The following is a 25,441-nucleotide window of genomic DNA, read 5'->3' on the forward strand; positions in this document are numbered from 1 at the left end:
CCGCAGCAAACAATTGGAGAAATGTGTCTTAATTCATCCGTTTCTGCCGATTACAGGCAAGCAGGTGGAAAAACTACAACTAATAGAGTTAGTTTCTCCGCCTGGGGTGAAATGTGCCAAATTAAGTGCCTTTTATTCAACTAACGTCCCGCCAGCGCTCATCCGCTCAACAGCAGGTGGACAAAATCCACCTCTTATCCGCTAAAGCAGACAGCAAACTAATATAGACTTTGACCTCGAAGCAGGGCCGTGCGCCAAAGCGAGCAAGAGCTTGAATTTGTTAAAGGGATGTTGGTTGGAGACTTCAAGCCGTTGCTTACACTTACAGCGCTTCGATAATATCCCCGGCGATCAGGGCGGCAGGATGGTCCCGCTTCCGGGCGGCGCGTTCTCCGGCCAGCCCGTGCAGATAGACTCCAAACGCAGCAGCCTGATCCGCCTCCAGACCCTGGGCCAGCAGACCGGAGATGATGCCCGTCAACACATCCCCCGCACCGCCGGTGCCCATACCGGGATGCCCGGTGATGTTAATATAGGCCTGCCCTTCAGGCGTTGCTATTACGGTATGGGCTCCTTTGAGTACAAGGATTACCCCATACTGAACTGCGTAAGACAATGCCAGCCCGATCCGGTCCCGCTGCACCTCTGCTGTAGATATCCCCGCCAGACGGGCCATCTCCCCCGGATGAGGGGTCAGAATAACCGGATGGCGGCGCCTCCAGCTCCGGTAATCGGCATCTGCCAGTATATTCAGCGCATCCGCATCGATAACCATAGGACCATCCGTCTCCTCCCACAGTCTGCGGAGCCACTCCGTATCTCCTTCGAAGCGGCCCAGGCCGGGGCCGATGGCTGTACAATCGCGGCTGGTACTCAGCCGCAGCACTTCAGCGGCCGTACCTGCGTTCCACTCCCCGTCACCACCGGTGACCGGGGCCAGCATCAGCTCCGGTACAGAACCGATCACATAGGGCAGCAGCTTCTCCGGCAGCGCCCAGGTTACCAGCCCGCAGCCTGCACGCAGCGCAGCGCGGGCAGACAACAGGCCTGCGCCGCTCATGCGCAGGCTTCCTGCTGCAAGCAGGACATGCCCGTAGGTGCCCTTGTGGCCCTCGGGCGAACGGCGGCGCGCCAGGTCAACCTTCAGGCGCGCCGTCAGTACTTCCGGCGTCAGGAGGCTGACCTTGACGCCGCCCTCCCGGGCAAGTGCAGCGGGTATGCCGATGGAGCGGACCACGACCCGCCCGGCAGCCTCCGCGCCGGGATATTGCAGCAGCCCCCGCTTCAGGAACGCGAGGCAGACGGTCACTGACGCATGAATGCAGGGCTCATGCGTCTCCCCCGTGTCCGCATCCAGCCCGCTGGGGATGTCCGCGGACACAATGACTCTGCCGCTGGCGTTCGCAGCGGCAATCAGCTCCGCATAGGCACCGCGCGGGGCTCCCGCGCTGCCTGTGCCGAGCAGCGCATCTATGATGCCGCTGCATGCGGCAAGGTCCAGGGCGTCCCTGCCGCAGACTACGGCAGGAATGCCCATGGCTGCAGCGGCATCACGCTGCAGCGCGGCTTCGCCGGCCAGCGACTCCGGCGCGGCCGCGTACACCAGCGTGACGGCGATGCCGGCCTCACGCAGGTGCCGGGCGGCGGCGAGGCCATCGCCGCCATTGTTGCCCTTGCCGGCGAGGACGAGCCAATGCTCTCCGCCGGCACCGGCAAGCGTCAGCGCTGCATCGCCGCTGACGGAGAAGCCCGCAGCGCCAGCGCCGAAGCCTGGGGCACCGCACCCGCTTGACGCATATGCTACGCCATCAGTTGATGCCGTTCCGTCCCACCGCATTCCACCACCTGGCATTACCGCTCCGTTTCTCCGCGCACCATCTCCAGCCGTGTCTAACCCATCACTCCGCGCACCATCAACAATAGCTCCCGTTCCGTCCCACCGCATTCCGCCATCTGGTATTACCGCTCCGTTTCTCCGCGCACCATCAGCCCTCATTCCATCTCCGGGTACTTCACCACCTGTAACTCCCGCTTCATTACTCCGTACTCCACCACCAACCGCTCCATCCCACCACGCCCCGCCACCAGCCACACTAGCTACGCTTGCCCGGCGGCGGCACAGGGCGATGACCTCCTCGGCAATGGCCCGTCCGGCATTTTCCATCAGGGCGATGGCCGGAATGCCCAGCCGCTCAATCGTGTCGCGGTCAAGTTCCCGCATCTCCTCCGCTGTCACTACATCCATGGGTCAGACCTCCTTCATAGTTGCTTCGATTGTACTAAGTCCCGTTTCAGCAAGCAAATAACCCAGGTAGCTCATAGCGGCCAACGAGTAACGAGTAACGCTATGCTTAAACAGCAAAAAGTCCTCCCGCTACGAAGAGGACCTTAAGCATACTTGCATCCATAGTTGCATTCCATACACCTAAAAACACTCAAAAGCACAGCCTCCTCTTCCAGTTGTAGTTTGTACAACTAATATGCCCGATTGGAGAGAATCTCCGCACAGAGGGAGTTTTAAATGTACAGACTACAACTAAATGCAGAATCCTTGTAAAATCAGCTGTTTTAGTTGTACAGAGTGCGATTAAACCTGCCGCTACTTTTGCAGTTTCCGCCTCAGCCACTACCCTTGCCCTTTTCACCTCTGCAGTTGCCTCTGCAGTTGCCTCTGCAGTTGCCTCTGCCACTACCTTTGCCCTCTCCTCTTCCTCTCCCGCGTCCTCCTCCGTCCACACGCACACGCGCCCCCCAAGCACTGCGCGCAAATCCTCACCCTACGATCAGTACAATCTCCCTATCAATACCCTACAGTAAACCTGGCTCTGCTGAAATTGCCTTCCTCCAGCTCATCGATGACCGCCACAGCGAAATCCTGGATGCTGATGCCGCTCCGGCCGTCTTCATCTACAATCAGCCGGTCGAGGCCGATACGGAACTGGCCGGTGCGGCTCCCGTCTATCAGAGCGGCAGGCGGACTAAGATACGTGTAATCCAGCTCTGATCCTCTATAGATCTCATAGGCATTGGCATGAGCCGAAGCCAGCGCGCGGTAGTCCTCCGGGAATCCGGCGGTGTCCATCAGCCATTCTCCCGATTCCGTCTTCAGACTGCCCGCTCCGCCGACAATGATCAGACGCTCAAGCCCAGCCGCCCGCATCCCTTCCAGCAATGAATCCGCTGCCCGCAGCAGATCATTCTCATGCCCCGCCGCCGGGCCGAACGCACTGATTACCTCTTCATGCCCGCGCACCGCTGCCGTTACCGAGGCCGGGTCCAGCAGATCAGCAGCCACTACCTGCAGCCGCTCATGCTGAAGGCCGAAGGCTTCCGGTCTGCGTACCGCAGCCGTGACCTCGTGTTTTCTTTTTAACGCTTCCTGTACGATGGCACTTCCAACTCTGCCCGATGCTCCAAACACTACAATATCCATTCTCCCGCTGCCTCACTTTCCTAATTTGCTATCCTTTATCTTTACACGAATTCACCCTATTTATCGCCGCAGGAACATTCCCTGTGAAGCAGGCATCACCGGCGTGAACCCGTATTTGGCATACAACTTTGCCGCTTCCCCGTCAGCGATGAGACTGATATACGCCTTCTCCGGAACGCTGTCCAGGAACGCGCGGATTTCCCGCATGATGCTTTTTCCGAGACCTTGTCCCTGGAAGGAAGGCTTCACCGCAATATCCGTCACTTGAAAAAAACATCCCCCGTCCCCAATAACCCTGCCCATGCCCACCAGCAGCTCTCCTGCATATACGGTCACCGCAAAAGCGGAGTTAGGCAGCCCGGCAGACGCCCCCTCTATGCTCATCGGACTAAGCCCGGCTTCCTGCCGCAGCGCCAGATAATCCTCAACTGAGGGCAGCTCCTGCCGGATCTCCGCCTGTACTGAATTTGTCATATTACTCCTCCTGTACCCTGCAATCTACACACAGCCCCGCTGCCATACTGATACCAATATATATGTATTTGTTCAAAATTGAAACGCCCCGCCTCCTCCAGCGTACAATAATTCAAAACACAGAACTTGCTCTCTGCGGACGGGCAGGTTATTCTTACCCCGTATCCTTGGGTAAACTGTGGATAGACAAGCAACACTACTATTTTGGAAGGTTGGTGAAGTAATTATGTCTCCTACAGGGAAACTGTTTAAATGGGGAACTTTCGCTTATGAGGCTTTTCTGGCGCTGCCGATTATCGGGGGAAGCTTTGTGGTAGCAAATGCCTGGGCGCCGCTCGGAATCGCTTTTCTGCTGCATGCCGTAGCCATAATCATTCTGCTGAGAGAGCGCGGTCCGATTATCGGAAATGCAGTGGGCGTAGTTACTTCGGTGGTGGCCTTGATTCCTTTCGTCGGCTGGGTGATGCATGCCATTACCGCTATCATTCTGCTCGTAGAAGGGCTGAGCGGAGCACGGCGCAATCCGCGTTACTGACAGTTAAACCTAAAAGACCTTCGATTGGTTGCCCAATGGAAGGTCTTTCTGTATTATCCTCGTCCTCCAGTACGGGTATCGGTCCGCCGGCTTCCGGTCTCTCCACTACCACGTGAATTTGCTGTGCTGTTCTCGAAACGTTTGCGCTCCGTGCGCTCCATCTGTACGATTTGACCTTCATGCACTACGATGTGCAAGGAGCCGAATTCCATATCGTCGAGAAGTTCCGTTATCCGCGCAAGCCATACCTCATCCACCTTCAGTGGTTTCGCCATTCGCAAGCCTCCCTTTCCCGGTTAGGGAAGTAACTCTGCCTAATTTCCGTTATTACCACCTTGTATACTATGAATTAACTTAGCACGGCTCCCAATAGCTGTCAATGAGCATTTTTGCGTACAAGTACGCTTTTTACAATCATCGTCACCAGTGCCAGCAGGAGCAGCAGAGAAGCCACCGCGAAGGATGCCGAAAACTGATATTCGTTGTACAAAATTTCGACATGCAGCGGCAACGTATTCGTCTCCCCGCGGATATGCCCGGACACTACGGATACGGCTCCGAACTCGCCCATGGCCCGTGCATTACAGAGAATAATGCCGTAGAGCAGGCCCCACTTAATATTCGGCAGCGTTACGCGCCAGAAGATCTGCCACCCGTGCGCACCGAGCGTAATCGCAGCCTCCTCCTCCTGTGTGCCCTGCTCCTCCATCAGCGGAATCAGCTCGCGGGCTACGAACGGGAACGTGATAAACAGCGTAGCCAGCACGATGCCCGGCAGGGCGAAGACGATTTTGATATCATGGTCGCTGAGCCAGGGGCCGAACCAGCCGTGTGAGCCGAACACCAGAATGAAGATCAGCCCGCCAATTACCGGGGATACGGCAAAAGGCAGATCGATTAGCGTAATCAGAAATCCCTTGCCGCGAAAACGGAACTTGGTCACCGCCCACGCCGCCGTTACCCCAAAGACCGTATTCAGCGGAACTGTAATCGCAGCGACCAGCAGCGTCAGCTTCAGCGCCGAGGCGGCGTCCGGGTCGGTCAATGCAGCCCAGTAGACATCCAGCCCCCGCTTCAGCGACTCCACCAGCACAATGATCAGCGGCAGCGCAATCAGCCAGAGCAGAACCAGCCCGGCCAGGGAGATGAGCACCCATTTAACCGCCGGTGACTCTGTTGCCGCGGGCGATGATACGCCCGTTCGCGGCCCGGGGACATGCAAGGGAACCGTACCGGCCATATTTATTCCTCCTAAAGTTTTATGAAGCCCTACTTCATTGATTAACTTCGCAATAAAACTCGCCCTCCCTCATCGGGAGCTCCTCCGCGCCCAGTGCTGAAGGCTGTTGATGACCAGCAGCATCAGGAAGGAGAGCAGCAGCAGAATCAGGGCTACAGCGGTCGCTCCGGCGTAATCGAACTGCTCCAGCTTGGACATGATCAGCAGCGGGGCAATCTCGGTGCGCATCGGCATATTGCCGGAGATGAACACGACAGAGCCGTACTCGCCGATGCCCCGGGCGAACGCCAGGGCGAAGCCCGTAAGCAGCGGGGGGAGCAGCTCCGGCAGGACAATCCGCAGGAAGGTGCGCCCGCGTCCTGCCCCCAGCGTAGCAGCGGCTTCCTCCATGTCCCGCTCCAGATCCTCCAGCACCGGCTGCACTGTGCGGACGACAAAGGGAATGCCGATGAACATCAGCGCCAGCGTGATGCCTAGCGGGGTGAAGGCTACCTTGAACCCCAGCGGGGTTAGCAGGGAGCCGATCCAGCCGTTCTGGGAATAGAGGGCGGTCAGCGATACGCCCGCTACGGCTGTAGGGAGCGCGAACGGCAGGTCGATCAGGGCGTCGAAGATTCTTTTACCGGGGAATTCATACCGCACCAGCACCCAGGCCAGCAGCAGTCCCAGAAATACATTGATCAGGGCCGCAGCGCCCGCCGTACTCAGACTGACACGGTAGGAGGCCAGGACGCGGGCATCCGTAGCCACATCCCAGAACTTGGCCCAGCTCAGCCCCGTTGAATTGAAGAGCAGTGCGGACAGCGGCAGCAGGACCACAAGACTCAGATAGAGTACGCTGAACCCCATTGTAATCCCGAACCCCGGCAGCAGCCTGCGCCGTACCGTCCTTGCAGCAGCTTTGGTCGTGACATTCATGTGCCCATTCATCCTTTCAAAACTCCGCTATCAGCTGCCCGGCACGTAGATTTTGTCGAAAATCCCGCCGTCATTGAAGTGCTTCGCCTGGGTCTCCTTCCAGGTTCCGAATTTATCCGCCAGGGTGAACAGCTTGATCTCCGGGAATTGATCCTTGAACTCGGCCTTCACGCTATCCAGGGTCGGACGGTAATAGTTCTCGGCAGCAATCTTCTGGCCTTCCTCGGTGTAGAGATATTTCAGGTAGGCATCTGCTACCTCGCGCGTTCCTCTTTTATCGACCACCTTATCCACCACTGCAACCGGCGGCTCAGCCAGAATACTCTCTGACGGATTCACAATCTCGAATTTGTCCGGACCCAGCTCCTTGATGGACAGATACGCCTCATTCTCCCAGGCAATCAGCACATCTCCGATGCCGCGTTCCACGAAGGTAGTGGTCGAGCCGCGCGCTCCGGTATCCAGGACAGGTACATTCTTGAACAGCTTTTGCACGAATTCCTGGGCCTTGGCTTCATCATTATTATTGTGGTCCAGCGCATAGCCCCAGGCAGCCAGGTAGTTCCAGCGGGCACCGCCGGAGGTCTTGGGGTTAGGAGTGATGACCTCTACGCCCTCCTTCAGCAGATCGGGCCAGTCCTTGATGCCTTTCGGGTTGCCTTTGCGGACCAGGAAGACGATGGTGGAGGTATACGGGGAGCTGTTATGCTCATATTTACTCTGCCAGTCCGCGCCGATCAGCCCAGCCTCCTGAAGCGCATCAATGTCATATCCAAGCGCCAGCGTAACGACATCTGCCTCCAGGCCATCCAGCACAGCCCGGCTCTGCTTGCCCGATCCGCCATGCGATTGCTTGACGGTTACCTTCTGGCCGGTCTCCTGCTCCCAATAGGCGGCGAAGGCCTTGTTGTAGTTCTCATACAGCTCACGCGTTGGATCGTAGGATACATTCAGCAGCTCGACCGGATCTTTGGCCTGTGTCTGGGTGGCTTCCGGTGCGGAAGATGCATTCGCAGCCGCTTCTGCCGCGGCCGGGGCCGCCGTTCCTGCACCCGCACTATTCCCTGCATTACTGTTCCCGCAAGCTGTAAGCCCTGCCGTCAATATCAATGCAAACCCGGCTAGAAGCCCCTTCTTGATCCCTTTTGTCATCTTAGCCCACTCCCCCATAATAGTCTTGTAACAAGCAACAGACGCAGGAAAGCCCGCTTGCGGCAAGTCAAACCGGTCTTGTAGACACGTATCTGCGAGCCTGAAGCAGGCGTTCCTCCGTCTGTACGGTAAGAACTTATTTGATTATTCCTACCCATTTAGTAGGTTATACAGATATAATACTGAACACCTTCCGCGCTGTCAAACCTTTTTTTCACTTTGAATGAAAGACGTCGATCGACGGGCCCCGGGCAGGAAGTGGCGCCCGTTCCTGTAAGCTCCACTTGTTATTGCTGCCCCAAAGTAATATCATTGCTTACATCTAATAGAGTGAAAAAATAGAGTGAAAAAAGCACCGGGGGAAATAATCATGGGAATGGATTTGGAGTATGGCCCCGCGCCGCAGGGACCGCGGCTGCACAGGCGCGTACTCAAAGAACTGGGCAGACGCATTCTGGAAACGTACAGGTATGATACTAATTTATGGAGGACTGCGCTCAGCGGCCCTTGGACGCTATGCATTCTGGCTTTTTCTATAGTTATTATGGGTATTCCTACCGGACTCGGAAGCGCAGCAGATATTATGCTGGCAGTTGGCGCAGGAACGCTTGTTATGGCGCTGGCCAGCAATCTGCTGGCTGTGCTGCTCTCTCTAACCGGACTGCGGTTTCCGCATCTGTTCGCAGGCTCTTTGCTCAGCACCTATGGGACTGTATTGCTAATCTTATATTTTTCCGATCTGGAGCTTGAAGCTGCAGCCGTTATCGCCTGTATCGCAGCCTTGGCCTTCGGGTTAGGGGGACTTGCGGCCGGCCTGCTGCGGACCCGCAGAATGCTCAGCGGCAGTCTGCTGGCAGCGGCACTCCTCCTCTCCCCCTTCGCACTGGCCTATGGCTCTGGGACGGGGAGCAGTCCGGTACCGGTACCCTCGCTTCAGAGTCTGGCGGCGGACGGACAGGTGCTTCCCTTACTTGCAGATGATCCCGCACAGCCGGGCGGCTATACATTCCACAGCTTCACCTATGGAAGCGGCAAGGATCTGCAACGCAAGGAGTACAGCAAGGATGTTCTGCTAACCTCTGCTTCCGTGGATGCTACCCGGTATATCTCTTCCTGGCCTGTGCTGCGGACTCTGTTCTGGGGATTCGATCCCGCTTCCCTCCCGCTGAATGCCAGAGTATGGATGCCGGACGGGGACGGGCCGTATCCGCTGGTGCTCATGGTGCATGGCAACCATATGATGGAGGACTTCTCCGAGGGCGGCTACGCCTATCTTGGTGAATTACTGGCCAGCCGGGGCTTCATCGCGGTCACCCTGGATGAGAATTTCCTGAATTATTCAGCCTGGTCAGGTATTCCGGACAATGACTTCAAAGCGCGGACCTGGATGATTCTGAAGCATCTGCAGCAGATCGGCAGCTTCGCGGAGCAGCCCGGCACTCCCTTCTATCAGAAGGTAGATTATGACTCTGTTGCGCTGCTCGGCCACAGTCGGGGCGGCCAGGCTGTAGCCATGGCTGCGGATGCATCACGCTGGTTCAGCAGTGATCCGGTTCTGGATGCTATTCAGCAGTTCCATATCTCTTCGGTCATTGCCCTGGCCCCTACGGATAAAATGATCGACAGCAAGCAGGCCCGTCTAACCGATGTGAGCTATCTGACACTGCAGGGCGCCCGTGACGGCGATGTGCATGATTTCTACGGGGACCGGCAATATATGCGTTCTTCCTACACCGGCAATACCCCCGGCTTCAAAAGCTCGCTCTACATCGCCGATGCCAACCATAGCCAGTTCAATACGGACTGGGGGCTATATGACCAGACGCTGCCGACCGGCCTGTTCCTGAAGCGTTCCCGGATCATGGACGGGGAGGAGCAGCGGAGAATCGCCAAGGTCTATGTCTCTGCCTTCCTGGAGAACACGCTGCACGGGAGAACCGAGTACCGGCAATTGTTCCGCGATTACCGCAGCGGCGCCCGGTGGCTGCCGGATACCGCCTATTATAACCGCTTCCAGAGCGGGTCCTATATCACGGTAGCGGACTATGATGAAGACCGCAACAGAGGCATCGTTCAGGGCGGGACCGTCTCTGCGACTACGGGGCTTCAATGGAGCGAAGAGGCCGCGAAGGACCGTGAACGGAACAATAAGCCCTCTTACGGTATCCTGCTGGAGCGCAGCGCAAGCCCGGAGCAGGAGTCTGCGGACGCCGAGGCTGCTTACAGCATTAGGCTCAGCGATACGCTGACCCGGACGCTTGCGGAATCCCCAGCTGTAGAGGGGCTCACCTTCTCCCTGGCGAACCATAACTCCGATCCTAACCAGGACGGCGATGCCGGGCCGCTGCCGGAAGCTGGGCTCTCCCCGGATGTGGAGGTGGAGCTGACTGACAGCAACGACACCGCCGCAAGAATCCCCCTGGACGAGGTGATGGATATTCTGCCGCTCCCGCAGACTGAATTCACGCTTAGTCCGTGGCTGGAGGAGCGGATCAGTGACGGCAAATTCAGCAACCTTTCGGAAGCAGTCTACCAGACGTACAAGCTGCCCTTCGAGCTGTTCCTTGAGGAAGAACCGGAGCTTGATCCGGATAGTCTGACTGATATCACTTTTTATCTGCAAGGCTCAGAAGACAAGATCATGCTGGACGACATCGGCTTCTACGAGCGGGAGGACCCGCTGACAGGAGTGTATTAACCGGACATCATTCTATCTATAAAATAAATAACAACAGCCTAAATTGCCCCCTGTCCGCCATACTGCGGACAGGGGGCTTTGCTGCTCCTGCACAGCGGTCCTTATGCTGGTTAATCCAGGGCTACAAGGCAGACAGGTGCCGGCACTTCCAGCTCATTGCCGGTAGGGATCAGCCGCCCGGTCTCGCTGTCTATGCGGAAGGAGGCAATATTGCCGCTGTTCTGGTTAGCGGCGAGCAGCATGCCGCCGATCAGAGCGAAGTTGCGCGGTGTCCGTCCTCCGGAGATCACCCAGTCCTCCGCTTCCAGCAGACCTGTAGCCTTATCGATATAGAATAGTGCGATGCTGTCATGTCCCCGGTTGGATACGTAGAGGTAGCGTCCGCACGGCGATACATGGATATCGGCAGCCGTATCATCACTTCCCGCCGTATAGTGCTCTGGAAGGCTGCTGATACTCTGCAGGAGCTTCAGATTACCTTGAAGCTCGTCATTAGCGAACACGGTGACCGAGTTATTTAGTTCATTGACCAGATAGATCCATTGCCGCGAAGGATGCACCGCCAGATGGCGCGGTCCTGAGCCTGGAGGAAGGTCCACCTCCCGGTGAGTGACCAGTTTTCCGTCCTCCACCCGGTAGATCACGATCTGGTCAAGACCAAGATCACAGACCAGCACATGTTCACCCGTCTTGTCCGGGATCACCGAATGAGGATGGGGCGCCTCTTGGCGGTCGCTGCGGATTCCCGAGCCCTCATGCTTCACCTGGGAAGACATCTCCTGCAAGGACCCGTCCGGGTTCAGCGGGAACACATTGACATTGCCTCCCGTATAGTTAGACACGGCTATGTAATCTCCCTGCGGAGCCACCGAGACATAACAAGGTGCGCCGCCTCCGGTCGCTCTGCTGCCTAGCGGATGCAGAGCTTTGCTGCCGGGATCAATCGCATAGGCATGAACCTCACCCTCATCCTGCTCGCTCACTGCATATAATGCAGTCTGTGCCGCATTGACCGCCAGATAGGAAGGATTCCGGGTCCCCCGGGTACCGCCCATAAGCCTCATTTCTCCGGTCTCCTTATCCAGCGCACCGAGCAGGATGGCCTCTTTCTCCTTACTGTTGTACGTTCCAATATAGAATAATACTTCATTTGGCTGGTGCATGGCTGCGGCTCCTTTTTATTATAAAGTATATAATCTTATATAACCTGTACAGCCCTATTCTTACTCAGCGGGCCATCCATTAATTCACTATAACATCTTTATGTACCCGCAACCTTATCAGGGTTAAACAGCATAAAATTGGACAGACTGGAATACTAAATAAATGTGTGCCGGCAAAATTTAACACTGGTTTAAACGCTGAGCATGAGGTTAATAGTAACCATCGAAGACAACAAACACAAAAGGAGCTGAAAGTAAATGAGTTTACTATGGATGTTGATTGTTGGTGGCGTAATTGGTTGGCTGGCCGGGTTGATTATGGGTCGGGACATTCCGGGCGGAGTTATTGGCAACATTATCGCTGGTATTCTCGGTTCATGGCTGGGCGGCATGCTGCTGGGAAGCTGGGGACCTAAGGTCAGCGACTACTATGTCTTCCCTTCATTGATCGGTGCCGTGGTTCTGATCTTTATCGTAAGCCTGATTCTGCGTTCGGTTGGCGGACGTAGCCGTTCTTAAGCTCTATGGCAGCATTCTTTGATGAAGCTGCTGAACTATACTTAGCAAGCAGACCCGCCGGGGGTTAGATCCCAGGCGGGTTTGCTGTGTGTATCTCATTCTGAAATCCGTTCATTATCTGCTATAATGAAGACAATAGTGACCGAAATCACAGAGAGGACAGTGAATTATGGGTAACATCAACCCCTCACTTCTGCATGTGGGCTCCACGCTGGGGGCCGTATTCATGGCGCTGATGGTGATTTTCATCCGCATGAAGGCCAGTGCCCGCCCGGTAACCATCCGCAAAATATGGATTCCGCCGCTTGGCATGTCCACCGGCTTCGCCATGTTCGTAGTACCGGAAGTGCGCTTCCCCTGGTGGTGGGCGGCCGCGGCTTTCCTGGTCGGCTGGTTTATTTTTGCCTATCCGCTAATCCGCAGTACGCGGTTCGAAGAACGTGAAGGGCTGATCTATGCCCAGCGCTCCAAGAGCTTCGCGTTCATTCTGCTTGGACTGCTGCTGGTCCGCACCCTGCTCCATGAGTTCATCAACCGGTATGTATCCGTTCCGCAGTCCGGCGGATTATTCTTCATTCTGGCCTTCGGCATGATCCTCCACTGGAGACTGTTCATGTATAAGCACTATACCGGAATGTTGCCTGCCGAGCCGCAGATTCCGCAGCCCCGGGTCTAGGCGCGAAGAGGGTTAAGACATTGATTTCATGTAAAAAAAAGGGGGGTGTCCCCGGCAGCCTTAGGGATGACTGCCGGGGACACCCTTTCCTTCTGCCTTCCCAAATGCCCATCAGCTGCATATTATAGTTCATAAGAACCCTGATACTCTTACCTTCCATGTGAATTGTGGCTAAATAACGGACGGGGGCAGCGGGCATTTTCGGTGCTATGTCAGGTAACTTGCGATGAGATCGGTTAGAATAGTACCATACTTGTAGAGAGTGGGGACGGGGCAATTGAAAAGTAAATCGAGAAAAGTAGCAATCGTCGGCTCCGGCATGGTCGGCTCAAGCGTTGCCTATTCCATGGTGAATCAAGCCGTATGCGATGAGATCATGATGATCGACCGCACCTACGACCGCGCCATGGCACAAGCGCTTGATCTCTCGCACTGCATGGACTTCACCGGAACACGCACCAAGGTCTATGCCGGCACCGCAAGCGACTGTGCGGGGATGGATGTCGTCATTCTGACGGCAGGCGCCAATCCCAAGCCGGGGCAGACCCGGCTGGATGTACTGGATGCCGCTGCTGCAATTACCCGGGAGATCATCACCGAGATTATGGCAGGCGGCTTCGATGGTATCTTCGTCGTCGCTGCGAACCCTGTAGATATTGTGACTTATATGGTCTGGCAGGTCTCCGGCCTGCCGCGGCACCGGGTGATCGGCACAGGCACCTCCATTGACTCTTCCCGGCTGAAGACACTGCTGTCGGAGGTGTTCACGATCGATCCGCGCAGCGTCAACGGTTACGCCCTTGGCGAGCACGGAGAGTCGCAGTTTGTGGCCTGGTCCCATGTAACCATCGGCGGCAAGCCGATTCTGCAGATTATGGAGCAGCACCGCGAGCGCTTCAGCAGCCTGGACCTGGAGGATATCGCCCGCAAGACGAAGGATGCCGGCTGGGAGATTTTTACACGCAAGGGCTCAACTCACTTCGGAATCGGCAGCGCGCTCGCCTATATCACCCGCTCCATTCTGAATGACGAGCACAAAATCATCGCCGTCTCCGCCATCCTGGACGGGGAATACGGACAAAGCGGCGTATGTGCCGGAGTGCCGGCCATTATTAGCAGCAACGGCATTCAGGAACTATTGGAGCTGAATCTCAGCGATACGGAGATGGCCAAATTCACCGCCTCCTGCAGCATCATCCGCGCGGGAATTGATAGCCTCACGCTGGAGGAGCAGCACTAAGCTTAACAGCACAGCCTATACAGCAAACACCCCTCTGCTTCACACAGTAACCTGTGCGGCTGAGGGGTGTTTGCGATAATTTTAACTGATATTATTGAAACTTCTCGATCTCGCTCCGCAATTCGCTCATTAACTGGTTGAGGGATTCGGCTGAGGTGACGACCTGGCCCATCAGATTCCGCTGCTCGGTAGAAGCCTCCGCCACCATCTCGGCGCTCTCGGCAGAATCTCTGGCAATAATCAGCATATCGGAGATAGAGGCTGTAATCTCCTCTGTCCCGGCGGACATCTGCTCATTAACGGCAGAAACGTCCTGGATCTGAACCGATACCTCACGGATGGACGAACGGATATGGTCGAAGGAGGTGCCTACGTTCTGCATTTTCCCCATCCCGTCTCCGATCTCAGCAATGCTCTTCTCCATAGAGACCTCGGCCGCTCTGGTCGATTCCTGAATCTGACGGATCAGCTCCACAATGTTCACAATGGCACTGTTCGTGCGCTCCGCCAGCTTCTTCACTTCATTCGCCACCACGCCGAACCCGCGCCCGTGCTCGCCTGCTCTCGCCGCTTCAATCGACGCATTGAGGGATAACAGCCCCGTCTGATTGGAGATTTCCGAGATTACATCAACAATCTGCCCAATCTGTTCGGATTGTCCGCTCAGATTGCTGATCAGAGCCGAAGTCTCCTCCGCAGCGCCGCTAATGACAGTCATCTGCTTAAGCGTGGATTGAATCTCCACATAGCCATTCTCGACCTCGGTGCTGACCGTCTCTGCCTGGTCGGACACATTGACGGAGGATTCCGCAATCCGCTGCAGCCCGATCGCCATCTCCTCCGTAGCTCTGGCCGCCTGCTCCGAGCCCTTGAACTGCTCTCTCATTCCCTGAGCGACTTCCTGGACGACCGTCTCAATCTCCGCTGACGTATTCGAGGTCTGACTGGCGTAATTCAGTACGCTTTCTGCCGAGACAGCAACCTGCGCTACAGTGGCATCGATTTTGCCGACAATGCCGGACAATGATCCGATCATATCATTAATGCTCTGGCTCATCTGGCCGATCTCATCACCCGAGCGCACGGTCACCCGCTCGCTGAGATGGCCGTCCGCTACTTTCTTCATCACCCCGGAGATCGCCACAATCGGCTTCACAATCAGACGGGTCAGATACAAGGCCAAGGCAATGACCGCCAGTATGATGATTACAATGAACAATATGGATATCCGCTGGGCTGAGGTGACTTTGGCGGTAATCTCGCTTTTGGGAACCGTAATCAGCAGCTTCCAGTCTGTGCCCGGGACGGTACGGAAATAGGTAATCACCTGTTTGCCGTCCTCTCCCTTATAGGCCTCCGAGCCTGCTTCCTTGCCGAGAATATGCTCTACAGCCTGCTTCATCTCTGTTGTCTTCGCGTAATCTGCGATATTCTTGCCGATCCGCTCGGTCTCGGAGTAGGCGTAATAATCCCCCTTGCCCGAGATTACGTATCCGTAGCCGGTATCGCCCACGTGGATATTTTTGCCCATTTCCATCAGAATGTCCGGTGTCACCGAGAAGGCGATACCGCCGCCAAACTGCTTGTCCTTGTCCACAACCGGAACGAATACCGGGATAATATATTTGCTGAGCTGTTCCAGATAAGACATCTCCGCTACCGCCGGAGCAAGACTCTCCTTCGCCTGCAGGAAATATGCCGATTGCCCTACATCCGCCGTAAGCTTAAGGGAATTGGCCAGAATGCCTTGCTTGTTAATGACGCTGTAGCCTTCAGACTGAGTATCGCTCTCTTCGAGTACCTTGACCACAGGAAAAATAGTATCCGGTCTTGCGGTATCGAATTCAGGATGCTGCGCAATCAGCTCCTGAACCGCAGACGTCCGCGTATCCAGCCACTCTACGATCCGTGTTGTATTCATCTCCAGAATATTCTGGGCGAGCTCTTCACTGTCGTCTCTGGTTACACCCCCGAAGTACTGCATGAAAAAAATCGTGACACCAAGCAGAGGTACAATAGCAATTGCCAAAATAACAAGCGAATACTTGCTTTGCAGAGATAATGATTTTCCATTCTTTGCATTCATTTTCAATTTTGACCGTACACTTGCCTCATTCACCGCAAAATCCCCCTAGAAACCCATTGTGGTCTTCCATATGCTGTAAATATATATTGATATATCGGCATAAATAGACAAAAAGCATAATACATGCAATAAAAATAAGCCTTAAGACCCAAAAATTAGGATCATTAAGGCTTATACTTTTCATAATTATTTCATTATCGATTCCTATCACAAGATTATACCGGCTTCGGCGGCTGTAAGGCGCGCATACTGTTCAGTACAGCGAGTACAGTGACTCCGACATCTGAGAATACGGCCTCCCACATGGTGGCAATCCCGAATGCTCCCAGCAGCAGGAAGACCGCTTTGACTCCCAGCGCAAAAGCAATGTTCTGCCAGACAATGGTCCGCGTCCGCTTGGCGATGCCGATGGCTGAGGCGATTTTGGAAGGCTCATCCGTCATAATTACAATATCCGCAGCCTCGATGGCCGCATCCGAGCCAAGTCCGCCCATGGCGATTCCGACATCCGCTCTGGCCAGCACCGGAGTATCATTAATCCCGTCCCCGACAAAAATGATCTTCTCCTTCGGCCCCTTTTCCCGCTCTAGCTGTTCAATCGCCGCGACCTTATCTCCCGGCAGCAGCTCTGCATGGATCTCCTGAATGCCCAGCTGTCTGCCGACAGACTCGGCTACCGGAGCAGCGTCACCAGTCAGCATAACCGTCTTGCGGATTCCCAGTGCATTCAGAGCCTGAATGGCCTTAAGGGAATCGTCCTTCACTTCATCTGCAATGACGAGATAGCCTGCGTAGCGCTTATCTACCGCAATATGAACGATCGTCCCGTACTCCTGCGGGGTTACACTGGCAATCCCTTCACGCTCCATCAGCCGCGCATTCCCGGCCAGCACTGCCTTCCCCTCCACGGTAACGGCGATGCCGTGGCCGGAGATTTCGTTATAGTCGGTAATGGCTTCGCCAGGAATAGCTTCGCCATAGGCTGCACGGATAGATTCCGCAATCGGATGGCTGGAATGGCTCTCTGCATAAGCCGCTACCCGCAGCAGCTCCTGCCTTGTGAAGCCTTCCGCCGGAACATTGCCGGTTACCGTGAACTGGCCTTTGGTCAAGGTTCCTGTCTTATCGAACACAACGATCTTCACATCATTCAAGGCTTCCAGATAGTTGCTGCCCTTCACCAGAATCCCGTTTCTGGACGCGGCCCCAATACCGCCGAAGAACCCGAGGGGAATCGACACGACCAGCGCACAAGGGCAAGAGATAACAAGGAAGACCAGTGCACGGTAGATCCAGTCCGAGAAGGTGGCTCCGCTCAGCACCAGCGGCGGAACCACTGCCAGCAGCAGCGCTGTTATCACTACAACCGGCGTATAGGCACGGGCGAATTTGGTGATGAAGTTCTCTGTCTTCGCTTTGTTATTCGTAGCATTCTGCACCAGCTCCAGAATCTGCGAGACGGCGGATTCGCCGAAGTCCTTAGTCACTTCAATGGTAATCACGCCATTGCGGTTAATGAATCCGCTCAGCACCTGGCTTCCCGGCTGTGTCGAGCGGGGAACCGATTCTCCGGTCAGCGCCGAGGTATCCATCATCGCGCTGCCCTCAAGAATAATCCCGTCCAGCGGAACCTTCTCGCCGGGCTTAACCACGATGCTGTCTCCTACTCTAACCTCTTCGGGGGACACCTTGCGCAGATTATTGCCTTCCTTCAGATAGGCGAACTCCGGCCGGATATCCATGAGCGCTGTAATCGAACGGCGTGAACGGTTCACAGCCATACCCTGGAACAGCTCTCCTACCTGATAGAAGAGCATAACCGCAACGCCTTCAGGATATTCGCCGATAGCGAAGGCACCGATGGTCGCAAGGGCCATCAGGAAGTTCTCATCGAACACCTGGCCTCTTACAATATTCCGGGCAGCGGAGAAGACAACCTCACCGCCGACAATCAGATAGGCTGCCAGGAAAATCAGCAGCTCGGTGATCCCGCTGACCGGCAGGAACATCCCGGCAGCAGCCAGAATGGCACCGCCGCCCAGCCGCATCAGGATGCGGCGCGTATCGCCCTCCCCATGCTCGTGGCTGTGTCCGTGGCCATGGGAATCCTCATGACTGTGGCTGTGCTCAGCAGCATGTGAATGCTTGTGCCCGTCTTCATGGGAATGCCCTTCCCCGTGGGTATGCTCATGACCGTGCGGTTCGCCGTGGTTGTGAACATGGCCCTGTCCTTGAACCGCTACGCCGCGCACCTGAGCTGCACCCTCCGCAGACAAGGGCTTCTTAACAGCCCGCGAAGCTTGAACCGCCCGCGGCTTCACATGCGGCTCCAGTTTGGTTACCGTCTGCTCAGCCTGCCCGGCGATCTCATCCGCAGCAGCAGCCGTTGTCTCCAGTGTCATGGTCTTGGTGGCGAAGTTGACGGTGCAGGAGGACACACCTTCAATCTTCTTGACCTTATTCTCGATTTTCATTGCGCAGTTCGCGCAGTCCAGCCCATCCAGTACCCATTTCCGCTTCACATTGTCTTCTACCGTACTCAAATGACTCATCTCCCTTGATCGTCCCTATATATGAGTATTTGTTCATATGTTAACTTACACCTATTATATTCTCCTGAAACATACAGTGTCAATGCATTCAGCCCACAGATTGTGGCAAAATAAAAATAAGAAAAGCTTGTAATTTAATTGCAGACGACATAATATTAACATATGAGCAATCATTCATATGTTAACTGAAAAGAGGTCCTATCTAATGAACAATTCCAAAATGAACAACGTTATACCTTCTGGACAGCATCAGAATGTAACAGCTTCGAACAGCAGTGGATCGGAGCACGCCGGTCATGAGAATGCAGAGCATACGCACAGCGATTCACACGCTCATTCGCACTCTGAAGGGCATTCACATTCCCACTCCCATTCACATTCCCACGCACCGGATAATAAAAAGGGCCTGCTGATCGCCTTAATCATCACCGGCGGCATTATGTTCCTTGAATTCTTCGGCGGCCTGTTCACCGGGAGCCTGGCTCTCTTGTCTGACTCGGGGCATATGCTCAGCGACACCGCGTCCCTTGCCCTTAGTCTTGTGGCAATGATTATCGCGGTGAAGCCGGCATCCGCCAAGAACTCCTACGGCTTCCACCGGTTCGAGATTATGGCAGCCTTGTTCAACGGGGTAACCCTGTTCGTCATTGCCGGATTCATTATGTATGAAGCTTTCCAGCGCTTCTCCGCCCCTCCGGCGGTAGCCAGCGGAACGATGATGCTGATTGCCAGTGTCGGATTGCTGGCCAATCTCGTCAGCGCGTGGTCACTGATGCGCAAAAGCGGGGCTAAAGACAATATCAATATCCGCAGCGCTTACCTGCATGTCATCAGTGATGCTCTCGGCTCCGTCGGCGCGCTGGCGGCTGGCCTGATCATGAACCTGTTCTCCTGGTATGTCGCAGATCCTATCATCAGTGTGCTGGTCGCCCTGCTGATTCTGCGCAGCGCCTGGGGCGTCATCAAGCAGGCCTTCCATATCCTTATGGAAGGAACTCCGCTTAGCGTGAATGCCGAAGAGGTCAAGAAGGCGCTACTACAAATTGAAGGGGTTCAGGATGTGCATGACCTGCATATCTGGACCATCACCTCCGGCCTGGATGCTCTCAGCGGTCATCTGCTGATCAGAGACGGGGTGAATACGGAGCAGGTGCTGCAGCAGGCACTTCAATTAGTGGAAGAGAATTTCGGCATCCAGCACTCCACATTGCAGATTGAGAATTCTGCTGTGAAGCATGGTCACCTTCCGGTTTGAGGAAGAGGTGGTACGCAGGTAAGGGAGAATGAGGGAGTCCGAGGGGTTCTGATAGAGTCCGAGGAATTTTGTGGGAGTCCGAGGAACGATTCTGTAGGCCTGCCGATTGTATGCTGTTTTCCACATACATTCGGCCACTTGCCCTCACAACGACCGATTGTATGCTGTTTTCCACATACATTCGGGCCACTTGTCCTCACGACCACCACTTGTATGCTGTTTTCCACATATATTCGAACCACTTGCCCTCACGACCACCAAATGTATGCTGTTTTCCACCTACATTTGGTTTATCGCACATCATAATATAAAAGGGCTGCCCCAAGCCACTACCTGGCTTAGGGACAGCCCCTTTTCCTGCCATAACAATCTATTCATGCCGGATATGCTCATGGGTCTGCAGGAAGATCTGCTCCACATGTGCATCATTCAGCGAATAATATACGGTCTTGCCTTCCTTGCGGCGCTTCACAATCCGCAGGTTCCGCAGATAGCGGAGCTGATGGGAGACTGCCGACTGTCCCATATCCAGTATGGAGGACAAGTCATGCACACATAGCTCCTGCTGGGATAACGCGTAGATCAGCCGAACTCTTGTCGGATCACCCAGTGCCTTGAACATTTCTGCCATCTTATCTGTAATCTCACGGTCCGGCAGAATCAAGGCCATAGATTCCGGTTCCAGTTCGGAACCATTACAGGTGTTGTCACATTCTTCAAGTGCCGCTGGTTCCATGCTCCCGCCCTCCTCCATATGCTCATCCGGCATCACCGGCGCTTAATAGTATCTTCTACGATTAATTATAGAAAAAATGGCGTCCAATGTCCATGGAGAAGGGAAATGTGCAAAGGAATTCATTCAAACATACGGCGGTGTATAGCCTTGCGTTCGGGTTCGCTTCGAGCATTCATTTCACGCCAGCCGCATTCCGATACCTGCTAACCTTATACCGCCTTACGCCAAAAGGCTATCAAGCCAGCACCCAGGAACAGAAGCAGGCTCCCCGCCACGACAATCATCAGGCTCTCCAGCGGCAGGTTAAAAGCGCCGAACCGCTCTTCGCCGAAGGGGGACATGGCCAGCATCGGTTGTACCCATGGATAATATGGGCCGTAGGTGGAGGAATTGGCAATCAGTATATTGGGAATGGTGAAGCAAACATTAAGCGCCAGCGGAGCGCCGAAGCTGCTCCAGCCCTGGGATATCGCCAGTTGCAGGGCAGCCAGCGGCAGGCAGGCAAACCAGCCACCGAACAGACTGCTCAGCAGCAGTTCCCAGGGTACTCCACCTTCTGCGCCCCGATACCATCCGACCCCCAGAACCCCTCCAACAAACAGCAGCTGCACCGCACCAAGCAGCGCTATAATCAATACATATTTGGCAAAGTATACAGAAGTCCGCGTCACCGGGAGTGCCAGGAGCTGCTTCCAGCCGCCGTCACTATGCTCATTGCGGCAGATTAAGGCAGCGAAAAGTCCTGAGAGCACCGGAAGAAACAGCAGCGCATGTATCGTTGACATCGTACTCAGTAGAACCTGCCAGGTAATTGTCTGATTTTCCCGCATGTCCGAAAGCGCACCAATCGGGAGGGAGACCAGCGGACTGAGCAGAATCAACAGCCAAGTACGGAATCCGGCTATCTTCAGGCATTCCGCCGAGATCATTCGCAGAAAAGTCCGCATGTTCAGTCCACATCCTTTCGCGCGAAATGTATGGCTCCAGGCAGGATTACCAGGAGTCCAAGCACCAGGCCGGCTCCGCTGAACAGCCAAGGACGCGGATCACTCCAGGCTAATTCCGGCCAGGAGAGCGGGAACCACTGCGTGAAGTACGAGCCGAACGGGCTGACCAGCGACAAGGTCAACCCCACCGATACCGGAAGGGTCTGGTTCCGGCTGGTTAGAGACAGCCACAGCTGGAGTGCAATGACAGGCATGGCCGCAGCATAAGCGGCGAAGCCCATCCGCAGGACATCCGTTAGCGGTATCGGCTGAATACCGAAGCCGAGCAGCAGCCCGAGAATGACTGTTCCCGCCGACAGCAGCAGACAAGACACGATAAGCAGCAGCAGGCAGAGCAGCAGCTTCGCCATGAACACAGCCGTTCTGGAGACAGGCAGCGCCAGAAGCTGCTTCCAGGCGCTGGTCTGATGCTCGACATTCGCAATCAGAGAGAGAATCAGTGTGCCTCCAAGATAGAGGGCAATCGGTACGAAGGGTATAACCTCACTAAGCAGGCCACCCCACAGGTCCTCCCGGTACTGCCCGCGAAGATAGTCATAGCGGAGGCCGAAATTCAGTCCCTGCATGGCGATGAGGCCCAGCGGACCGAGAAAGGCGAGGAACCATATGCCTTTGCCGCGGATCTTAAGCCAATCCGCCGACAGCGCACGCCACATCATAGCTCCCCTCCCCCAACCACCTGCAGGAAGAATTCCTCCAGAGATTGCCTGTGCTCCTCTACCCTGTAGATCGCATGGCCCTCCTCGACCAGCTCCTTGACCAGCAGCGATACTCTCGCATCGCTCATCCGGGGCAGGACCAGCCGGCCCTCCTGCAGCTCGCCGCCGCAGCCTCGCCGCACTGCCGTCATCAGCGCGGTCTCCGGCTCGGATAACGCCAGGCGCAGATGGCCGGCCGCCTGCTGCTGGAGATGGGCAATGGTATCCTGATAGACCATCTGCCCCTCGCGGATAATGCCGACCGTACCGGCCATCTGCTCGATCTCGCTCAGCAGATGGCTGGATACCAATACCGTAATCCCCTGCTCTGCGGGCAGCCGCTTAATCAGGGAGCGGATCTCCTGTATGCCTGACGGGTCCAGCCCGTTGGTCGGCTCATCGAGAATCAGCAGCTCCGGGCTGCCCAGCAGAGCTGCCGCTATCCCCAGCCGCTGCTTCATACCGAGTGAGAAGCCCTTGACCGGCCGCTTCTCCTCCCCGGTAAGCGATACGATCTCCAGCACATCGGCAATGCGCACCTTGGGCACACCCAGAATGCGGCGGATCGCTTCCAGGTTGTCCCAGGCACTCAGATGACCGTAGTAGGACGGTGATTCCACCAGCGAGCCTACCTTACGCAGAATCTGCATCCGGTTCGCACGCAGCTCCTTGCCGAAGATTTCAATGCTGCCGGAGGTCGGCTTGATCAGACCGAGCAGCATGCGGATGGTTGTTGTTTTGCCGGCACCGTTCGGTCCGAGGAACCCGTAGATTTCCCCTTTTGTTATATTGAGATTCAGGTTCTTCACAGCTGCACGGCCGCGGTATTCCTTAAGCAGATTTCTTGTCTCTATCACTGTATCCTTCATTCTTCTCTTCACCTCGGTAACAGCATAACGCCCCAAGGTTAAAAGCACGGAAGCAGCAAGTTTAAATTTCGTTTAAATTGTTCAGGCGCCCCGCTTCCAGATCACAACCTCGGTTCCCTTCGCCGTGCTCTCCATGCTCCATTCCAGGTCCATCCGCTTCAGCAGCAGATCGACAATCGACAGGCCCAGGCCTGCTCCTGCGGAGTCAGTGCTCTGCGCAAGGCCACCGCCGTGATCGGAGATGATAATCACCCGGTTGCCTTCACGGATCTCTGTAAGTATTCCTACATATAACCCGCTGCGTGCATGACGCAAAATGTTCTGGAACAGATTATCCAGCACTCTGCGGAACCAGCTGTCATCGATCTCCCAATACAGCGGCGCAGCCTCCAGATCAATATCAATCCGGTACCCCTCCTTCTCCCACACCGGATACCAGGCGGCGGCGCTCTCCCGCACCAGTCTAAGCACATCCCGGCGTTCCGGGTGCAGCGCAATGCGTCCGCTGTTCAGCAGATTGTAGGACAGCAGGTTCTCAATCAGGATGCCAAGGCTCTCAATCCGCTGATCCATCAGCTCAAGGGAGGATTGGCCGCGCGGTGACAACGGCTCCTTGCCCAATACATGGAGGTGGCTGCGAATGACGGTAAGCGGAGTCCGCAGATCATGCGACAGATCGGCCACCAGCCGTTTACGCAGCGCCTCTTCTTCCGCCTCTCTGGCACGGCCTGCCTTAAGTTCCGTCACCATGGTATTGAAGGCTTCCTCCAGATGCCCGATCTCATCCGGTTTCCCCGGCGGAACAATCTGCGGCAAGCCCTCCTCACCGGTGAACACCATAGCGGTCTGCAGGCGCAGCAGCCTTCTGCGGATCATGATGAAGAAGAACCAGGAGCTTGTGATGAACAGAAGGAAGAACACTAGCATGGCAATCGTATACCATTTATCCAGTCCTGCAGCAGATTTGGTCTTCGTAATGTCCTCAGGAATCTGCATAACCATGAAGCCCCCGGCGGCCTCTGCCCGGTCTCCTATGAAGGCGACAATCGCCAGCGGCTTCAGCGCCGCACTGTCCTTCATGAAGGATACCGCTTCAGCGGCGCTCCACTCAGAGGGAACAGCCGGAGCCTCTCCCGTCAAGAGCAGCGGCGGTCCTGAAGGTTCGGTCACCAGCTGTGTTGTGCCCGCAGGATCGACCCAGAATATTCTGGACAACGGATAGGCTTCACTTAAGGCCGACAGCCGCCGGGTAATATCCGCAGGAGACTGGCCAAGGAGCTTGCGGGCTTCCTCATGCCACATCATCTCCAGCTTTTTTATACTGGAATACTGCTCATATTCCTTGGGTGGACTTGTATGAGTGATCCCCCCGAAGATACTGTACACAGCAATCGTCAGCGGAATAACAACGGGCACGAACAGCAGTGCAGCTACAATAATCAGCAGATAACGAAAAAGCAGCGAACGGTGCAGCAGCTGGAAACGCCCTGCCCCTTTCACCCTCTCACCCGGTAGCCGATCCCCCGGACCGTCTCAATAATCTCCGGCGCGGCCGGATCAAGCTCCAGCTTCTCGCGCAGATAACGGATATGTACCATCAGCGTCTTGTCGCCTTCGATATAGCTCTCCCCCCAGACCGCCTCATAGATCTGCTCCTTGGTTAGAATCTGGCCCAGATGCCGCAGCAGATAAGAGAAGATCTGGAACTGCTTGCCGGTAAGCATAATCTCCCGTCCGGTCGCAGCTTCCGTGACCACACTGCTTCCCGGTCTGACAACCAGATGCTTAAGCGTGAGCTGAGCGGGCGAGGCAGCGCCGCTTCTTCTCAGCAGAACCTCGATTCTCGCCGCCAGCTCATCGGGATGAAACGGCTTGGTCATATAGTCATCCGCGAAGTCCAGCCCCTGAAGCTTATCGTCAATGGAGGTGCGCGCCGAGAGCATCAGAACCGGCAGCTCCGGATAGGCCCGCTTCAGCCGCTGGCCGACGGTGAAGCCGTCCAGCCCCGGCAGCATCACATCCAGAATCGCAAGCTGGCAGCCCTCTGCAGCTTCAAGCGCCCCGTCTCCGCTCTCCAGCCAGCGCACTGCATATTCCCGTTCCCTCAGATCAGCCGCCAAGGCACTGCCGATCTCCCGGTCGTCTTCTACGTACAATAGGGTCACACTCACGTTGTTAACCGTCCTTTCT

General features: G+C 55.7%; 23 protein-coding genes. 6 read left to right on the plus strand and 17 right to left on the minus strand.

Features of this window, described 5'->3' with window-relative positions; all coding sequences use genetic code 11:
• Positions 1 to 322: 322 nt before the first annotated feature.
• From NST04_RS01300 to NST04_RS01315, 4 genes are all read right to left on the minus strand, one after another.
• Positions 323 to 2,245 carry an NAD(P)H-hydrate dehydratase gene (locus tag NST04_RS01300; RefSeq protein WP_341182851.1) on the minus strand — a complete coding sequence of 641 codons (1,923 nt, stop codon included), beginning with the start codon at positions 2,243 to 2,245 and terminating at the stop codon, positions 323 to 325.
• A 190-nt stretch (positions 2,246 to 2,435) separates the two neighbouring features.
• A complete protein-coding gene (locus NST04_RS01305) occupies positions 2,436 to 2,738 on the minus strand; it encodes a hypothetical protein (protein WP_341182852.1) in 303 nt (100 codons plus the stop codon).
• Between the two features lie 62 nt (positions 2,739 to 2,800).
• Complete coding sequence (locus NST04_RS01310) at positions 2,801 to 3,433, minus strand: NAD(P)-dependent oxidoreductase (RefSeq protein ID WP_341182853.1); 633 nt, start codon at positions 3,431 to 3,433, stop codon at positions 2,801 to 2,803.
• A gap of 60 nt (positions 3,434 to 3,493) precedes the next feature.
• Complete coding sequence (locus tag NST04_RS01315; RefSeq protein ID WP_341182854.1) at positions 3,494 to 3,907, minus strand: GNAT family N-acetyltransferase; 414 nt, start codon at positions 3,905 to 3,907, stop codon at positions 3,494 to 3,496.
• A gap of 178 nt (positions 3,908 to 4,085) precedes the next feature.
• Between NST04_RS01315 and NST04_RS01320 the strand changes: the two genes are divergently transcribed.
• The gene (locus NST04_RS01320; RefSeq protein ID WP_341182855.1) at positions 4,086 to 4,442 is read left to right on the plus strand and encodes a hypothetical protein; all 357 of its coding nucleotides are present in this window, start codon (positions 4,086 to 4,088) and stop codon (positions 4,440 to 4,442) included.
• A gap of 53 nt (positions 4,443 to 4,495) precedes the next feature.
• Here NST04_RS01320 and NST04_RS01325 read toward each other — a convergent pair whose 3' ends face one another.
• The 4 genes from NST04_RS01325 to NST04_RS01340 form a co-directional block, all read right to left on the minus strand.
• Entirely contained in the window at positions 4,496 to 4,717 is a 222-nt protein-coding gene (locus NST04_RS01325) for a YezD family protein (protein WP_036702087.1), read from the minus strand.
• Positions 4,718 to 4,818: 101 nt separating this feature from the next.
• On the minus strand, positions 4,819 to 5,682 hold the full coding sequence (gene cysW / locus NST04_RS01330; protein ID WP_341182856.1) for a sulfate ABC transporter permease subunit CysW: 864 nt from the start codon (positions 5,680 to 5,682) through the stop codon (positions 4,819 to 4,821).
• 69 nt (positions 5,683 to 5,751) lie between these two features.
• Positions 5,752 to 6,600, minus strand: coding sequence for a sulfate ABC transporter permease subunit CysT (gene cysT / locus NST04_RS01335; RefSeq protein WP_341182857.1), 849 nt, complete (start codon positions 6,598 to 6,600; stop codon positions 5,752 to 5,754).
• Positions 6,601 to 6,630: 30 nt separating this feature from the next.
• Positions 6,631 to 7,752, minus strand: a complete 1,122-nt coding sequence (locus tag NST04_RS01340; RefSeq protein ID WP_341182858.1) for a sulfate ABC transporter substrate-binding protein — start codon at positions 7,750 to 7,752, stop codon at positions 6,631 to 6,633.
• A 370-nt stretch (positions 7,753 to 8,122) separates the two neighbouring features.
• On the opposite strand from NST04_RS01340, the gene NST04_RS01345 reads away from it, so the two are divergent.
• Positions 8,123 to 10,450, plus strand: coding sequence for a poly(ethylene terephthalate) hydrolase family protein (locus NST04_RS01345; protein WP_341182859.1), 2,328 nt, complete (start codon positions 8,123 to 8,125; stop codon positions 10,448 to 10,450).
• A gap of 110 nt (positions 10,451 to 10,560) precedes the next feature.
• Here the strand turns inward: NST04_RS01345 and NST04_RS01350 are convergent, their stop codons facing one another.
• Entirely contained in the window at positions 10,561 to 11,613 is a 1,053-nt protein-coding gene (locus tag NST04_RS01350; RefSeq protein ID WP_341182860.1) for a lactonase family protein, read from the minus strand.
• A 258-nt stretch (positions 11,614 to 11,871) separates the two neighbouring features.
• On the opposite strand from NST04_RS01350, the gene NST04_RS01355 reads away from it, so the two are divergent.
• The 3 genes from NST04_RS01355 (at position 11,872) to NST04_RS01365 (ending at position 14,048) form a co-directional block, all read left to right on the plus strand.
• Positions 11,872 to 12,132 carry a GlsB/YeaQ/YmgE family stress response membrane protein gene (locus NST04_RS01355; RefSeq protein ID WP_341182861.1) on the plus strand — a complete coding sequence of 87 codons (261 nt, stop codon included), beginning with the start codon at positions 11,872 to 11,874 and terminating at the stop codon, positions 12,130 to 12,132.
• Positions 12,133 to 12,301: 169 nt separating this feature from the next.
• Positions 12,302 to 12,808 carry a CcdC family protein gene (locus tag NST04_RS01360; protein WP_036702077.1) on the plus strand — a complete coding sequence of 169 codons (507 nt, stop codon included), beginning with the start codon at positions 12,302 to 12,304 and terminating at the stop codon, positions 12,806 to 12,808.
• Positions 12,809 to 13,085: 277 nt separating this feature from the next.
• On the plus strand, positions 13,086 to 14,048 hold the full coding sequence (locus NST04_RS01365) for an L-lactate dehydrogenase (protein ID WP_341182862.1): 963 nt from the start codon (positions 13,086 to 13,088) through the stop codon (positions 14,046 to 14,048).
• Positions 14,049 to 14,139: 91 nt separating this feature from the next.
• Here NST04_RS01365 and NST04_RS01370 read toward each other — a convergent pair whose 3' ends face one another.
• A complete protein-coding gene (locus NST04_RS01370) occupies positions 14,140 to 16,134 on the minus strand; it encodes a methyl-accepting chemotaxis protein (RefSeq protein ID WP_341185154.1) in 1,995 nt (664 codons plus the stop codon).
• 215 nt (positions 16,135 to 16,349) lie between these two features.
• A complete protein-coding gene (locus NST04_RS01375; protein WP_341182863.1) occupies positions 16,350 to 18,677 on the minus strand; it encodes a heavy metal translocating P-type ATPase in 2,328 nt (775 codons plus the stop codon).
• 214 nt (positions 18,678 to 18,891) lie between these two features.
• Between NST04_RS01375 and NST04_RS01380 the strand changes: the two genes are divergently transcribed.
• Positions 18,892 to 19,941, plus strand: a complete 1,050-nt coding sequence (locus NST04_RS01380; RefSeq protein ID WP_341182864.1) for a cation diffusion facilitator family transporter — start codon at positions 18,892 to 18,894, stop codon at positions 19,939 to 19,941.
• A gap of 370 nt (positions 19,942 to 20,311) precedes the next feature.
• Here the strand turns inward: NST04_RS01380 and NST04_RS01385 are convergent, their stop codons facing one another.
• From NST04_RS01385 to NST04_RS01410, 6 genes are all read right to left on the minus strand, one after another.
• The gene (locus NST04_RS01385; protein WP_036732785.1) at positions 20,312 to 20,677 is read right to left on the minus strand and encodes an ArsR/SmtB family transcription factor; all 366 of its coding nucleotides are present in this window, start codon (positions 20,675 to 20,677) and stop codon (positions 20,312 to 20,314) included.
• 209 nt (positions 20,678 to 20,886) lie between these two features.
• Positions 20,887 to 21,624, minus strand: a complete 738-nt coding sequence (locus NST04_RS01390) for an ABC transporter permease (RefSeq protein WP_341182865.1) — start codon at positions 21,622 to 21,624, stop codon at positions 20,887 to 20,889.
• A gap of 2 nt (positions 21,625 to 21,626) precedes the next feature.
• A complete protein-coding gene (locus NST04_RS01395; RefSeq protein WP_341182866.1) occupies positions 21,627 to 22,343 on the minus strand; it encodes an ABC transporter permease in 717 nt (238 codons plus the stop codon).
• Complete coding sequence (locus tag NST04_RS01400) at positions 22,340 to 23,251, minus strand: ABC transporter ATP-binding protein (RefSeq protein WP_341182867.1); 912 nt, start codon at positions 23,249 to 23,251, stop codon at positions 22,340 to 22,342. The genes NST04_RS01395 and NST04_RS01400 overlap by 4 nt, the downstream gene beginning before the upstream one ends.
• Before the next feature lie 81 nt (positions 23,252 to 23,332).
• The gene (locus NST04_RS01405) at positions 23,333 to 24,751 is read right to left on the minus strand and encodes a sensor histidine kinase (protein WP_341182868.1); all 1,419 of its coding nucleotides are present in this window, start codon (positions 24,749 to 24,751) and stop codon (positions 23,333 to 23,335) included.
• Entirely contained in the window at positions 24,748 to 25,422 is a 675-nt protein-coding gene (locus NST04_RS01410) for a response regulator transcription factor (RefSeq protein ID WP_341185155.1), read from the minus strand. Before NST04_RS01410 ends, NST04_RS01405 begins: the two co-directional genes overlap by 4 nt.
• Positions 25,423 to 25,441: the final 19 nt, after the last annotated feature.

This window comes from Paenibacillus sp. FSL H7-0756 (assembly GCF_038006765.1).
In the GTDB taxonomy this organism is placed as follows: Bacteria; Bacillota; Bacilli; order Paenibacillales; family Paenibacillaceae; genus Paenibacillus_AQ.